This is a genomic window from Streptomyces sp. TOM-9, assembly GCF_056858595.1.
In genome coordinates this window covers 8082236-8095213 of sequence record NZ_JBXEQB010000001.1, presented here as the reverse complement: position 1 = coordinate 8095213, position 12978 = coordinate 8082236, and the positions used below count along the sequence as shown (strand labels likewise).

12 protein-coding genes are annotated in these 12978 nt (G+C 74.6%); 4 read left to right on the top strand and 8 right to left on the bottom strand.

Features of this window, described 5'->3' with window-relative positions; all coding sequences use genetic code 11:
* The first annotated feature begins 17 nt into the window (after window positions 1-17).
* Window positions 18-902, top strand: coding sequence for a peptidoglycan recognition protein family protein (locus AC1VWI_RS37235; protein ID WP_499515435.1), 885 nt, complete (start codon window positions 18-20; stop codon window positions 900-902).
* Window positions 903-915: 13 nt separating this feature from the next.
* Here AC1VWI_RS37235 and AC1VWI_RS37230 read toward each other — a convergent pair whose 3' ends face one another.
* Both AC1VWI_RS37230 and AC1VWI_RS37225 read right to left on the bottom strand, forming a co-directional pair.
* Window positions 916-1992 (bottom strand): PP2C family protein-serine/threonine phosphatase, encoded by a 1077-nt coding sequence (locus AC1VWI_RS37230; RefSeq protein ID WP_499515434.1) that lies wholly within the window; start codon window positions 1990-1992, stop codon window positions 916-918.
* 38 nt (window positions 1993-2030) lie between these two features.
* On the bottom strand, window positions 2031-3050 hold the full coding sequence (locus AC1VWI_RS37225) for an isopenicillin N synthase family dioxygenase (protein WP_499515433.1): 1020 nt from the start codon (window positions 3048-3050) through the stop codon (window positions 2031-2033).
* A gap of 348 nt (window positions 3051-3398) precedes the next feature.
* On the opposite strand from AC1VWI_RS37225, the gene AC1VWI_RS37220 reads away from it, so the two are divergent.
* A complete protein-coding gene (locus tag AC1VWI_RS37220) occupies window positions 3399-4772 on the top strand; it encodes a tannase/feruloyl esterase family alpha/beta hydrolase (RefSeq protein WP_499515432.1) in 1374 nt (457 codons plus the stop codon).
* 2 nt (window positions 4773-4774) lie between these two features.
* Here AC1VWI_RS37220 and AC1VWI_RS37215 read toward each other — a convergent pair whose 3' ends face one another.
* On the bottom strand, window positions 4775-5317 hold the full coding sequence (locus AC1VWI_RS37215; RefSeq protein ID WP_499515431.1) for an MOSC domain-containing protein: 543 nt from the start codon (window positions 5315-5317) through the stop codon (window positions 4775-4777).
* A gap of 92 nt (window positions 5318-5409) precedes the next feature.
* Here AC1VWI_RS37215 and AC1VWI_RS37210 point away from each other — a divergent pair, with 92 nt between their 5' ends.
* A complete protein-coding gene (locus AC1VWI_RS37210; protein WP_499515430.1) occupies window positions 5410-5910 on the top strand; it encodes a VOC family protein in 501 nt (166 codons plus the stop codon).
* Between the two features lie 24 nt (window positions 5911-5934).
* Here AC1VWI_RS37210 and AC1VWI_RS37205 read toward each other — a convergent pair whose 3' ends face one another.
* The 5 genes from AC1VWI_RS37205 to AC1VWI_RS37185 form a co-directional block, all read right to left on the bottom strand.
* Complete coding sequence (locus AC1VWI_RS37205) at window positions 5935-6117, bottom strand: tail-anchor membrane protein (protein ID WP_499515429.1); 183 nt, start codon at window positions 6115-6117, stop codon at window positions 5935-5937.
* Between the two features lie 120 nt (window positions 6118-6237).
* Entirely contained in the window at window positions 6238-6408 is a 171-nt protein-coding gene (locus AC1VWI_RS37200; RefSeq protein WP_499515428.1) for a hypothetical protein, read from the bottom strand.
* A gap of 81 nt (window positions 6409-6489) precedes the next feature.
* Complete coding sequence (locus tag AC1VWI_RS37195) at window positions 6490-6804, bottom strand: hypothetical protein (protein ID WP_499515427.1); 315 nt, start codon at window positions 6802-6804, stop codon at window positions 6490-6492.
* Window positions 6805-7673: 869 nt separating this feature from the next.
* A complete protein-coding gene (locus AC1VWI_RS37190; protein ID WP_499515426.1) occupies window positions 7674-9014 on the bottom strand; it encodes an MFS transporter in 1341 nt (446 codons plus the stop codon).
* A gap of 93 nt (window positions 9015-9107) precedes the next feature.
* The gene (locus tag AC1VWI_RS37185; RefSeq protein WP_499517004.1) at window positions 9108-11096 is read right to left on the bottom strand and encodes a Xaa-Pro dipeptidyl-peptidase; all 1989 of its coding nucleotides are present in this window, start codon (window positions 11094-11096) and stop codon (window positions 9108-9110) included.
* Window positions 11097-11404: 308 nt separating this feature from the next.
* Between AC1VWI_RS37185 and AC1VWI_RS37180 the strand changes: the two genes are divergently transcribed.
* Complete coding sequence (locus AC1VWI_RS37180) at window positions 11405-12967, top strand: alpha/beta hydrolase (RefSeq protein ID WP_499515425.1); 1563 nt, start codon at window positions 11405-11407, stop codon at window positions 12965-12967.
* Window positions 12968-12978: the final 11 nt, after the last annotated feature.

The window sequence follows — 12978 nt, the reverse complement described above, 5'->3', positions numbered from 1 at the left end:
GAGCTGATGTTCATTTCATGGGTTCACACCGTGCGGCCAAGCACGCGCGCCGCCGCGCGGCCGGACGTCCGCGGCGTGCCGCACGTGTCTGGGCGACCGCCGCGGGGACGGCCGGTGTCGTCGCCGTGGCCGCCCTCGGGGTGCACACCGCGATCATCCACACCGACCCGCCCTCGGTGCACGCCCGCCCCGCACCGAGCCCGCAGCTCATGCCCTTCCCCGACCTGGCCGCCCGGGCCAGGCTGCAACGCGTCCCGCTCTACCCGGCCCACGAGCCCGCCATCGTCCCGCGCAAGAGCTGGGGGGCCGACGAGTCGCTGCGCACCGAGCCCCCGCACTACAGCACCACGGTCAAGGCGGTGTTCCTGCACCACACCGACAGCGGCAACGACTACAAGTGCGCGGACGTACCCCGGATCATCCGCGACATCTACTCCGGCCACATCCAGAGCCGCCACTGGGACGACGTCGCCTACAACTTCTTCGTGGACAAGTGCGGCACGATCTACGAGGGGCGCGCCGGCGGCTCCGACCGCCCCGTCACCGGGGCCCACTCGATCGGCTTCAACAAGGACACCATGGGCATCGCCGCGATCGGCACCTACGACGCCAAGGGCAGCGTGCCGCAGGCGATGACCGAGGCGATCGCCCGGATCGCCGCCTGGAAGCTCGGGCTGTCCGACATCGATCCCCGGGGCGAGGTCGCCCTGGTGTCAAGCAGCAGCAAGAGCCGCTTCAAAAAGGGCAAGCAGGCGGTCTTCCACGTCATCGCGGGCCACCGCGACGCCTACATGACCGACTGTCCCGGCAAGGAGCTGTACGCCAAGCTCCCGGAGATCCGCACCGAGGCCGCCCGGCTGCAGGGCCGCCCCCCGCTGCGCGCCGCGAAGAGCAAGGGCTGACGGCCTGCCCGCGTCAGCGGGGCGCCAGCGCCAGCAGGGCGACGTCGTCGCCCACCGCGCCCGCGTACCGGTGCAGGTCCTCCCAGACCGCGTCGACGACCGCCTCCGGGGAGAGGCCGGCGCCCTCCGCCAGCCGGGCGGCGAGACGTTCGGCGAGCGGGTAGAAGGTGCCCGAGGCGTCGCGCGCCTCGGTGACGCCGTCGGTGTACGCGAGGATCACGTCCCCCGGCAGCAAGGACACCACCGACAGCGGGGCCGGTGCCTGTCCCGGCGGCCCGGCCCCGAGCGGGGGACCGGGATCGCACTCCAGCTCCCGCACCTCGCGGCCGCGCAGCAGCAGCGCGGGCGGATGCCCCTGGCAGACCAGCCGTACCCATGACCCGTCGGCGGGGAACTCCAGCAGCAGGGCGGTGGCGAACAACTCGCTGTTCCCGGCGGCGTCCAGACAGAGCCGCCGTTCCAGGCGCCCCGCCACACCGCGCAGCTCCCGCTGGTCGAGCACGGCCTCGCGGAAGGCGCCGAGCAGCCCCGCGACCGTGCCGACCGCGGCGAGGCCGTGCCCTTGGACGTCGGCGACCAGCGCCCGTACGCCGTAGGGCCCGGTCCGCACGTCGTACAGGTCGCCGCCCACCAGGGTGCCGCGCTGCGCGGCCCGGTACAGGGCGGCGCAGCGCACCTCCCCCACGGTGCCGGGCACCGGGGCGAGGACGGCGAGCTGCGCCGCCTCGGCCACCGACCGGGCCAGCACCAGGCGGCCCCGGAACCGCTGCTGCACCGCGGAGATGACCACGCTGAGGGCGCCGATGAGGACGACGGCGCCCAGTTCGGCGCCGACGAACGTCCCCGAGCCCACCACGGGGAGCTCCATGACGACCACGACGGCCGCGGCCAGGACCGCGGTGCCCGGCACGCCGTAGGTGAGCGCGGCGAGCGGGGCCACCGCCGCGTAGTAGGCGCCGAGCTCGACGTCGCCGGGGGTGACGCCCTGGGCCAGGATCAGCACGCCGAGCAGGGCGACCGGGAGCACGCGCAGCCAGCGTGGCGGTGCGCCGATCCGCAGTGTGCCGTCCTCGGTCGGAGCCGTGCCCATGCAGGCACGGTAACCGCGGGCGGCGCGGGCCGCGCGTCTCAGCCGGTGGGTACGGCCGCCGCCGCGACGAGCTCCGGATGGTGCTTGCGGGCGACCTCGGGGTGGGCGCGGAGCCAGCCCTTGAGCTCGTTGCGGCCGTACTCGGAGAAGAGCGGGTTGGCCGGGTCCCGGGTGGCGCCGGGCGCGCGGTGGACGTGCTCGAACGGCAGCGGGGCCACGCGAGCGTCGAGGCGGGGGTTGTAGAAGAAGGGCACGGAGTAGCGCTCGCGGGCGCCGGCCGGGCTGACCACGCGGTGGTTGGTGGCCTTGAGGTAGCCGTCGGTGGCGACCTCCAGCAGCTCGCCCAGGTTGACGACGAAGGCGCCGGGCAGCGGCGGCACGTCGTGGAAGCGGCCGTCGGAGCGTTCCACCTGCAGGCCGCCGACCTCGTCCTGGAGCAGCAGGGTGAGGAAGCCGTAGTCCTTGTGCGCGCCGACGCCCTGGTCGCCGCCGGTGGGGGCGGTGCCGGGGTAGCGCACGAGCTTCAGGTGCAGGTGCGGCACGTCGGCGAAGGCCTCGTCGTAGAAGTCCTCGGGGGCGCCGATGGCGGCGAGCAGTTCGTGCAGCAGCCGGTGGGCGACACGGCTGAGCCGGTCGATCCAGGCCAGGGAGAGCTCGCGGAGCTCGGGCAGGTCGGCGGGCCACTGGTTGGGGCCCTCCAGCCACCAGTACGGGGGCTCGCCGGCGGCCGGGACGTGCTGCGGGCGCTCGGCGCCGATGTCGAGCTGGTCGCGCCAGTCCTGGCTGCCGCCGGTGCGCTCGTCGCCGGTGCGGGTGTAGCCGCGGAAGTGCGGGGAGTTCAGGTTGCCGATGGCGAGCCGGTCGGCCTCGGGCAGGGCGAAGAACGCGCGGATCGCCCGCATCAGGGCGGCGGTCTCCTCGGCGGTCACGCCGTGGCCGGTGAGCTGGAAGAAGCCGACCTCGTGGGCGGCGGAGTGCAGTTCGCGGTGGAGCCGGGCGCGTGCCTGGGGGCCGCGGTCCGCGGCGGAGAGGTCGATCACGGGAAGCTGGAGCGTCATGGTGTGGTGTCCGCAGGGTGAGGACCCGGCACGCCGGCGATGACCGGGCGCTGCGCGACGCGCCCTGGTGGGGCGGCGTCGCGGGGCCGAGTGGGAGGAAAGGGCGGGGTGGGGTCAGCCGCTGCGGCGACAGGACATGCTCGTGACGCGGACGAAGTCCACATGACGGCGGCGCACGAGCAAGAGCATGGGCCAAGGGTACTGCGCAGCGTCGTCCCTGGCGGTGACGCATGTCACGCGGCCCCATGAGCCGGGCGGTACGGGCGTGGGGCGACGCCATGGTCGCGCCGGGTGCGGGCGGCCACGATGTGGCGGCAGCCATCCCCGACGTGCAAATGGAGGCTCCCCATGCGCCCCTGGAGAGGCGTCCCCCTGCTCGCCGCCGCCGTGCTCGCGCTCGGCGCCGCCGCGGTCCCCGCCGGTGCGGAGGCGGCCGCGGGTACGGCAGGGCACTGCGCCCGGCTGGCCCGGGTCACCGTGCCCGGCGCCGAGCACCAGCAGAAGGCCTGCCTGCCCGACATGACGACCACCGCGCTGGCGGGCACCACGTACACCGACACCGCCGACCAGGCGGGCCTGGCGGCGGCCGGCACCACCCGCCCGTCCGGCGTGCCGGGCGTACAGGTCGACGGCTACTTCCCCGACACCTCGGGCTTCAACACCACGCACGGCTGGCAGCACGACGCCCAGTTCGTGCTGCGGCTGCCGGACCGCTGGAACGGCGGCCTGATCGTCACCGGCGCGCCCGGCACCCGCAAGCAGTACTCGCTCGACGTCCTGATCTCCGACTGGGCGATCGCCCAGGGCTACGCCTTCGCCTCCACCGACAAGGGCAACAGCGGGCCGGACTTCTACACCGACGGCCGCCGCCCGGGTGACGCGATGGCCGAGTGGAACCGGCGCACGACCCAGCTCACGGTGGCCGCGAAGGCGGCGGTGGCCTCCCGCTACGGCCGCGCGCCGCACCGTACGTACATGACCGGCATCTCCAACGGGGGCTACCTCACCCGCTGGCAGCTGGAGCACCACCCGGCGCTCTACGACGGCGGCGTGGACTGGGAGGGCACGCTCTGGACGGCGGACGGTCCCAACCTGCTGACCTCGCTGCCGGTCACGGTGGCCCGCGCCCAGGGCCGGGCCACCGACGCCGACCTGCTGGCGGCCGGGTTCGCGCCCGGCTCGCAGTTCCTGTGGGCCTACCACCAGCAGGCTTACTGGGGCCTGACCCAGAAGGTGTACCGCGCCGAGTTCGACCCCTCCTACGACCCCGCCTGCCCGGGCGCGAGCGCGGGTGCGACCGTGCCGGAGATCCTGGCGCCCTGCGCCTCGGACGCCGACTACGACTACGCGGCGCGCCCGGCCGCCGTGCACCGTGCCGTCGGCCGGGTGTCGCTCACCGGGCGCATCGGCAAGCCGATGATCACCCTGCACGGCACCCTGGACACGCTGCTGCCGATCGCGACCGACTCGGACGTCTACGCGCGCATGATCGACTCCGCGGGCCGGGGCGTGCTGCACCGGTACTACACGATCGAGGGCGGCAACCACGTCGACGGCCTGTACGACACGTATCCGGACCGGCTGCGCCCGATCCTGCCCTGCTACCGGGCCGCGTTCGACGCGCTGACCTCATGGGTGGAGCGGGGCCGGACACCGCCCGCGGACCGCACGGTGCCCCGGCCGGCGAGCGGGGACGTGATCAACTCCTGCGCGCTGTCCTGAGGTCAGACCCGCTCGAGCGGACGGTGCGGCCCTTCGGGGAGCTCGACGGCGATCGGGTCGCCGGGCCGCACCTCTCCGCCGTGCAGCACCACGCCCATGATCCCGCCCTTGCGGACGACGGCGCCGTGCTCGTCCCGGCCGACGACCTGCTTGAGCAGGCCCTGCCGGAAGCCGTCGATCTGCAGGCAGGGGTTGCGCAGACCGGTCACCTCGACGACGGCCTCCGCGCCGAGCCGCAGCCGCGTCCCGACGGGCAGGCCCAGCAGGTCGACGCCACGCGTGGTGACGTTCTCGCCGAGCTCGCCCGGGGCGACCTCGAAGCCGGCCGTGAGCAGCTCGTCGTGGAGCTCGCCGTGGATGAGGTGGACTTGGCGCAGATTGGGCTGCGTCGGGTCCTGGGCCACCCGCGACCGGTGCTGCACCGTCACCCCGAGGTGGGCGTCGCCCTCCACGCCGAGCCCGGTCAGCAGCCGGATCCTGTCGTGGGTGGGCTTGCTGAAGTGGTGTCCCTCGTCGCGGCTGACGGCGGTGACGGTCGCGGTCATGCTCACCCTGTTCCCCTCGGTCGGTCGATCGCGCGATCATTCTAACGACCATATTCATTGAACTTTCAATGATGACCGCGTAACCTGGAGCCATGCCTGTTCGCCGTCTGAACCACGCCGTGCTCTACATCCGTGACGTCACGCGGTCCGTCGAGTTCTACACCGCCGTCTTCGGCTTCGAGGTCGACGTGGAGATCCCCGGCCGCGCCGCCTTCCTCAGCGCCGAGGACACGCTCAACGACCACGACCTCGGGCTGTTCGCCATCGGCCCGGACGCGCCCGGCCCCGAGCAGGGCCGCGTCGGGCTGTACCACCTGGCCTGGGAGGTCGGCACGCTCCGCGAACTGGCCGACACCGCGCAGCTGCTCACCGAACGGGGCGCCCTGGTCGGCTCCAGCGACCACCTCGTGTCGAAGTCGCTGTACGCCAAGGACCCCGACGGGAACGAGTTCGAGGTCATGTGGCGCGTCCCCCGCGAGGACTGGCCCACGCAGCAGGAACTCAGCGGCCCGCGCCCGCTCGACCTGCAGGCGGCGCTGGACCGCTGGGGCCCCGACCTCAGGACGGGCGCCGCCGCGGGCTCCGTCACCTGAGCCCCGACCGCGCCCCGCGCCCCGTCACCTGCCGATCTGGCGCCTGCCGCCCCGGCGCAGCCTGCGCCGCTGGGAGGGGTCCAAGGTGAGGTAGGCGGCCACGGGGACGCCCACGATGACCAGCAGGGCCAGCCACGTCGGCAGGACCCACAGCAGGATCAGGCCGACAGTCACGCCGCCAACGGCGACCTTCGCGCGATTGGACATCTTCCCGCCTCCGTCTGCGGCGCGTGCCGCACTCACTGGGGTAAACGCGGCATCACGCGCCGCGGTTCCCCCGTACGGCGCGCCCCGCCCGGCACCGGGCAGGGCGCGACCGCCGGGGCGTCACTCGTGGTGGCGTTCGGTCAGTTCCCTCGGTTCCTGCGGGGCCGCGTCCGGCGCCGTCGTCCGTTCGGGGGCGGTCTCCGGCCGGTCGGCGGCGACCGGCCGCTCGCGGTCGCGGACCGCCTCGGCGCGCACGATCGCGCCCAGGGCTGCGTAGATGTCCACGGGCATGGTGGGGTTCCTCCTGCGGTTGTCGTCCTGCTGACGGGCATGGCTGCGGGCCGCCGCGCGGGCGGCGACGGCCGGGCGCGGTCAGCAGCGCAGGACGAGGTGCAGGTGGTCGGGTCTGCCCGCGGGGGCGACGTGCCGGGCGGGACCGCGGAGCGCGGCGCCCACGGGATCCGGGGGGCAGGTGTCGTGGACGATGTCGGCGGCGTGCCCCTGGACGGTCCCGGCACGCTGCTGGGGGCCCGCCTGCGGGACGGTGCGCCGCCCGACGCTCGCCGGGGGGTGGTGCATCTGCTTGCCGGGTTCGTCCGTGGCGGCGGCGACGGCGACGGCCGCCGTCCGCTCCAGGGGCTGCAGTGCCGCGGCTCCCGGCGCGCACAACGCGTGGAGCAGGCACACCAGTGCCGCGAAAAGCCCGACCGCGGCCCCTGCGGCCCCTGCGGCCCCTGCGGGGGCCCGACGGGGACGTCCCGCTGCGGGCCCTGCGGGGGCCCGACGGGGGGGTCCCGCTGCGGCATGCGGCATGCGTTGCTCCTCCGGATGCGTACCCCCCACTCTTAACCGGGCGGGCACCGGAACCCCGTGGGTCACTGGGCTGATCGGCGCACGCGTTCACCCGGGGGGCGCAATCCGCGTCCCCGCGTGGGTGTGTGCGGCGCGGCTGTGGTTGTGGTTGCGGTTTCTCCCCCGCCCGCCCTCCCGATTGCCCGGCGCGGTTGGTGCGGGCCTGCGCTGCGTACGTGTGGGGTCGGTGCCGCGCCGGCGCACGTCCTCAACGCTCGCGGTTTACCCCAACATCGTTCGGCACCGCGTTCGCCGCTCGTCTCCCCCAGCCTTCGGCCGGGGGGACCCCCATGGGCGCACCCCGCCACACCCCCTCCTGTTGTGCGGGGCGACTACTAACGGCCGGTGGGGGTTCAGTAAGGCACTCGGGGCGACCCCGGACCGCCTTCTGACCCCCCACCGGTCGTTGGTTGCCCGCGATAGGGAGGGGGCGGGGGAGGTGGGGGCACCCCCGGCCGAAGGCTGGGGGAGGGAGGGCGGGCGGGGAAACCGCCCGCCGCAGGCACAAACAACCCGCACGGGGCGACACGGGGTACCCCGGACGACTTCGCGGCGTACCAAACCGGTACGATCAGGCCCGGCGCGCCGCCCGGAACCTCGCGGACGTGCCCCCGCCCCCCGTGTGCCCGACCGGGACGGGGCGGCGGCCGGGTCGCCGCCGGAATCCGCCACAGCGGGCCCGGGGCGCTCGGCACCCCAACGGCTCAGGCACCCCGGTAGCGGGTGAACGCGGGGAACGCCGCCGCCAGGCCGAGCATCGCGACCACGACGAGCACACCGCCCGCGGTGACCGCGGTACGCGTCCCGAACGCGGAGCCGCCCGTGCCGTGCAGGAGGTCGGCCACCCGGGGACCGCCCGCGACGACGACCGTGAACACGCCCTGCATGCGGCCGCGCATGTCGTCCGTCGCGACCGACTGCAGGATCGCGCTGCGGAACACCATCGAGACCATGTCGGCGAATCCGGCCAGCGCCAGGAAGGCCGCCGCCCACCACAGGCTGCCGCTCAGTCCGAGTCCGGCGATCGCGGCGCCCCAGCCGCAGACGGCGATGACAACCATCAGACCGTGCCGCTTCGAGCGGGAGAAGGTGCCGGAGAACAGCCCGCCGGCGACCGCGCCGATGGGGATGGCGGCGAACAGCAGGCCGAGCGCGAAGCCCTCGCCCCAGGGGGCGTAGGTGGTGTCGGCGAGCTGGGGGAACAGGGCGCGCGGCATGCCGAAGACCATGGCGACGATGTCGGCGAGGAAGGACATCAGCAGGATGCGCTGGGCCGTGATGTAGCGGAAGCCGGCGCCGACCTCGCGCCAGCCGCCGCGCCGGGCGACGGGGGCGCCGTTGGCCTCCAGCGGCGGCAGCGCGGGCAGCCGCCACACCGCCCACACGGTCGCGGTGAGGGCGATCGCGTCGATCAGGTAGAGGTCGGGCAGGCCGATGACGGGGATGAGCACACCCGCGAGCAGCGGCCCCACGACCAGCCCGGTCTGCATGACCGTGGAGCCGAGCGCCATGGCCGCGGGCAGTTCCGCCGGCGGGACCAGGCGGGCGATGGCGGCGCTGCGGGCGGGGGCGTTCATGCCGGCCGCCGCCTGCTGCGCGGCGAGCAGCACCATGAGCAGCCAGACGGAGTGGGCGCCCGCGAAGGCCTGCACCCAGAACAGCAGGGAGGTGACGGCGATGCCGATGTTGGTGTACAGCATCAGCTTGCGGCGGTCCACGCTGTCGGCGACGGCCCCGCCCCACAGGGCGAAGACCACCAGTGGGACCAGCCCGGCGATGCTCGCGTAGCCGACCCACGCGGACGAGCCGGTGATGTCGTAGATCTGCTTGGGCACGGCGACCGCGGTGAGCTGGCTGCCCACGGCGGTCACGGTGGTGGAGCTCCACAGGCGGCGGTAGGCGGGGTGGCGCAGGGGGCGGGTGTCCATGAGCCAGCGGCGCCAGCGGGTGCGGCTGCCGGGTATGCCGGGCTCGGGCTCCGCGCCGCGGTCCGCGGTGGGATCGTCCGCCGGGGCGTCGTCGGCGGTCTTCTTGGTGCTGTCCACGGGTGCTGTTGCTTCCTTGTACAACTATCGCTGACCCGCTGACACTACCCGCCCGCCCTCGTCATGCGTGAGGGCGGACGGGCAGGGCCTGGGTCAGCGCCCCGCGGGGACCGTGCGGGCGGTGCGGGGCGGGGCCGCCGGGACGTCCGCGGCGCGGCGCGCGACGGAGGCGTGCGGGGTCGTGGCGGCGAGGCCGCGCGCTCCGCCGACGAGCGGCAGCAGGGCATGCGAGCGGGCCAGGTCGAGGGTGACGGTGGGGGTGGTGCCGGGGGGCTCGACCAGTCCCGCGTCGGTGCCCGCGACGATCAGCGCGAGCCGGTGCCCGGCGGGTACGACGTGGTCGGTGGCGCCCAGGGTGACGGTGGCCGTGTAGGCGCGGCCCGGGACGAGCGGACGCCCGTGCCATGCGGACGTGGTGTGCCCGAGGTCGGCCCAGCCGCGGCTCACCACGGTGTGGGCGACGTCGGCGGTGTCGGCCGCGGTGTCGCGGAAGCAGGCGCTGTCGCCCGCCGTGCTCTCGCCCCAGCACGAGCGCGTGGCCAGGTCGGCGATGCCCTCCTTGGCGCCCAGGAAGTCCCGGACGGTGTCCGGCCCGAGGTCGACCAGGACCGCGGAGAGGTGGGCGCTGGTGGTCGAGGAGGACGCGGTGAGGGTGACCGTGCCGCTGCCGGACAGCCGCAGGTCGCGGGTGAGGGTGCCGGTGGTGAAGACGGCCCGGGAGGCGCTCGGGGTGTCCGCGCCGGCGGCCCAGTCCTCCTCCCACTCCTGCGGCGCGTCGGTGAAGGCCGCCGTGCTGCCGGGCGCGGCCGGGACGGGCCCGAGGGTGCCCAGGCCCGGGGTGGTGCCGGGCCGCAGGCCCAGCCGGGCCGGTCCGGTGCCGGCGGGGGGCCAGGAGCGGTCGGTCGTCCAGTGGTCGGGGGAACGTTCGACGTCGGCGCCGGGCTCGCGCTCCACGCCGTTGCGGACGCCCAGCAGGTAGTGGTCGAACCAGCGGTGCAGGGTGGACACCCATGCCTCGCGCCGGAAGTCGAAGGGGTCGACGTGGCCGGTCTGCGACAGCCACACCTTGCGCTCCACGCCGTGCGCGGCGAGCGCGCTCCACCACTGGCCGAAGTGCTTGGTGCGGACGTTGAGGTCCTGCATGCCGTGGACGGCGAAGACGCTGGCGCGGACCTTGCCGGCGTCCTTGGTGTAGTCGCGTTCGCTCCAGAACGCGGTCCGGTCCCCGCTGCGCGGCGCCCCGTCCACGATGCGCTGCTGCACCGCGGCGCAGCGGGCGCGGGCGGCCGGGCTCTCGACGTAGTCCGACAGCCAGTCGGGGCCGGAGTCGTAGAGGGCGGCGCCCTGCTGGAAGTAGTAGTCGTACCAGGAGCTGATGGCGCTGATCGGCACGATCGTGCGCAGGCCGCGCACCCCGGTCGCGGCGACGCCGTTGGCGATCGTCCCGTCCCAGCTCTTGCCGATCATGCCGACGTCGCCGGTGGACCAGCGGGCGCTCGCGGGCCGGGAGCCGGTACGGGAGGTGTAGCCCTTGGCCCGGCCGTTCAGCCAGTCGATCACCGCCTTGGCCGAGCCGATGTCGGAGGGGCCGCCGACGTCCACGCAGCCGTCGGAGCGGTTGGTGCCGGCAAGGTCGACCAGGACGACGGCGTAGCCGCGAGGGACGAAGTAGTTGTCGTAGTACAACGGGGCCTGGACCATGCGGCCCTGGTCGTCGTAGGTCTTCAACTGGCTCTCGTTGCCGCGTCCGCAGCACGAGTAGTAGGGACTCGCGTCCATGATCACCGGCACCTTGCGGCCGGCGGCCGCGAGCTCGCGGGGCCGCACGATGTCGGCGGCGACCCGGTCGGTGCGGCCGTCGCCGTCGTCGTCGCGGCCCGTCTCGACCCAGACCGCCTCGCGGATCGCGTCGGCGTACGAGTAGTCCGGCCGGCTCAGTCCGTGCCGGACGGTCCCGCCGGCGGAGGCGGCCTGCACGGTGGCCACGGGGAGGAGGACGGCGGCGAGGGCGGCGATCACGGTCGCCACCAGGGAGGTCGTCCGTATGCGGATGCCGTCGGTACGGGGGTGGGTGGTGCGCATGGGTGAGGGCACCCGCGGACGCTAGCCGCGGCCCGGTCCGGGGGGCCAGAGCGATACCGGTCAACTTGCGGGAGCGTACGGGTGCTTGTGGTGCGCGCCGGCACAGGGGTGGCACGGCGGGTTCACGCGTTCGGCCCAGCTCGGCGATCCCCCGTGCACGATCTGTGATGACCTGGTTACGCAGCGAAGGGTGGGGGGACGGCGCGGCCGCTCCCTGCCGGGACGCGGCGCCCGGGCCCGCCCCCGCGGCCGCTCACCGATGCCGACCAGCCCCGCGTCTCGCAACGGGCGGAAACGAAGGCGTGGCGATGAAAGCTGTCCCGGCCACCGGCCGAATACCCGGGCGCGGACTGCTCTGCGCACTCGCCGTACTGGTCGCCTTCGGGCTGCTGCTCGCCACCTGCACCGCCGCGACGCACACGCGCAGGACCGCCGCACCCACTCCCGCCGGGGCCTCCGCGAGCGCGGCGGACGACGCGATCCGCGTGGACCTGCGGCCCTACTACACGCAGGAGTTGCGCTGGCTGCCCTGCCGGGACCGGTCGTTCCAGTGCACGAGGCTCAAGGTGCCGCGGGACTACGCGCACCCGGGGTCGGGTGACCTCTCCCTGGCCGCGATCCGCAGGCAGGCCCGCGGTCACGGCGCCGCCCGCATCGGCGCACTCCAGATCAACCCCGGCGGCCCCGGTCTGTCCGCCATCGACGACCTGCGGGCCTACGCCGACCGGTACTCCCCCGCCCTGCGCGCCGCGTACGACCTGGTCGCTGTCGACCCGCGCGGCGTCGGCCACAGCTCGCCGGTGGACTGCGGCTCCGCCACGCCCCCGGGCGCCGGGACGCGCGGGGCGATCCCCTCGGACGAGGCCACGGTCATCAACACGTGGGCCGCCTACCACGCGGAGGTCGCCGCGGACTGCGTGCGGCACGCCGGGCGGCTGCTGCCGCACGTCGGCACCCTCGACGCGGCCCGGGACATGGACGTCGTACGCGCCGCGCTGGGCGAGGACCGCCTGCACTTCCTCGGCTTCTCGTACGGCACCTACCTGGGAGCCACCTACGCCGAGCTCTTCCCCTCCCGCGTCGGCCGGGTCGTCCTGGACGGCGCGGTCGACCCGGCCATGGACGGCTACCACGCCTACCTCAACCAGGCCCGCGGGTACCAGATCGCCTGGGAGTCCTTCGCCGCCGACTGCGCCCGCCGCAGGCACTGCCCGGTCGGCCACTCCGTCAAGGAGGCGGGCCGCACGCTGGACTCCCTCGTGGCCGCCCTCGACCGCGCCCCGGTGCGGCAGGGCAAGGAGGGTCGCCTCGACGGCGAGACGCTGCTCGGCACGGTCGTCACCGCATTGCGCGCGCCCGACTGGGAGACGCTGCGCGCGGTGCTGGACGGGGTGACGTCGGGTGACACCACCGTGCTGCGGGAGCTCGTGGGCTCCGAGGACGACACCGCGTCCGGTGACGAGTCCATGACGGCGGTCAACTGCCTGAGTTCCGCGCTCGAATCGCGGTCCACCCCCGCCCAGACGCTCGCGGCGCTGCCCGAATTCCTGCGGGCCTCGCCCCAGTTCGGGGCGTTCTACAACGAGGACCTGTCGACGTGCGCCCACTGGCCGACGCGGCCCACGCAGCTCCCGCGGCGCGTCAGCGCCCGGGGCGCCGGGCCGATCCTCGTGATCGGCACCACCCGCGACCCCGCCACCCCCTACGACCAGGCCCGGGCACTGGCCGCCCAGCTCTCCTCCGGGCGGCTCCTGACCTGGGACGGCGACGGGCACACCGCGTACCAGCGCGGCATCCGCTGCGTCGACACGGCCGTCGACGACTACCTGTTGCGCGGTCTGCTCCCGCCCACCGGCGCGATCTGCCACTGACGCGACCACCC

What these genes read in the sequence shown, in the direction of transcription:
- AC1VWI_RS37225 (WP_499515433.1), bottom strand. Translation starts at nt 3,050, where the DNA reads ATGACGCTCCAGCTTCCCGTGATCGACCTCTCCGCCGCGGACCGCGGC.
- AC1VWI_RS37180 (WP_499515425.1), top strand. Translation starts at nt 11,405, where the DNA reads ATGAAAGCTGTCCCGGCCACCGGCCGAATACCCGGGCGCGGACTGCTC.
- AC1VWI_RS37210 (WP_499515430.1), top strand. Translation starts at nt 5,410, where the DNA reads ATGCCTGTTCGCCGTCTGAACCACGCCGTGCTCTACATCCGTGACGTC.
- AC1VWI_RS37185 (WP_499517004.1), bottom strand. Translation starts at nt 11,096, where the DNA reads ATGCGCACCACCCACCCCCGTACCGACGGCATCCGCATACGGACGACC.
- AC1VWI_RS37205 (WP_499515429.1), bottom strand. Translation starts at nt 6,117, where the DNA reads ATGTCCAATCGCGCGAAGGTCGCCGTTGGCGGCGTGACTGTCGGCCTG.
- AC1VWI_RS37220 (WP_499515432.1), top strand. Translation starts at nt 3,399, where the DNA reads ATGCGCCCCTGGAGAGGCGTCCCCCTGCTCGCCGCCGCCGTGCTCGCG.
- AC1VWI_RS37200 (WP_499515428.1), bottom strand. Translation starts at nt 6,408, where the DNA reads ATGCCCGTGGACATCTACGCAGCCCTGGGCGCGATCGTGCGCGCCGAG.
- AC1VWI_RS37230 (WP_499515434.1), bottom strand. Translation starts at nt 1,992, where the DNA reads ATGGGCACGGCTCCGACCGAGGACGGCACACTGCGGATCGGCGCACCG.
- AC1VWI_RS37215 (WP_499515431.1), bottom strand. Translation starts at nt 5,317, where the DNA reads ATGACCGCGACCGTCACCGCCGTCAGCCGCGACGAGGGACACCACTTC.
- AC1VWI_RS37235 (WP_499515435.1), top strand. Translation starts at nt 18, where the DNA reads ATGGGTTCACACCGTGCGGCCAAGCACGCGCGCCGCCGCGCGGCCGGA.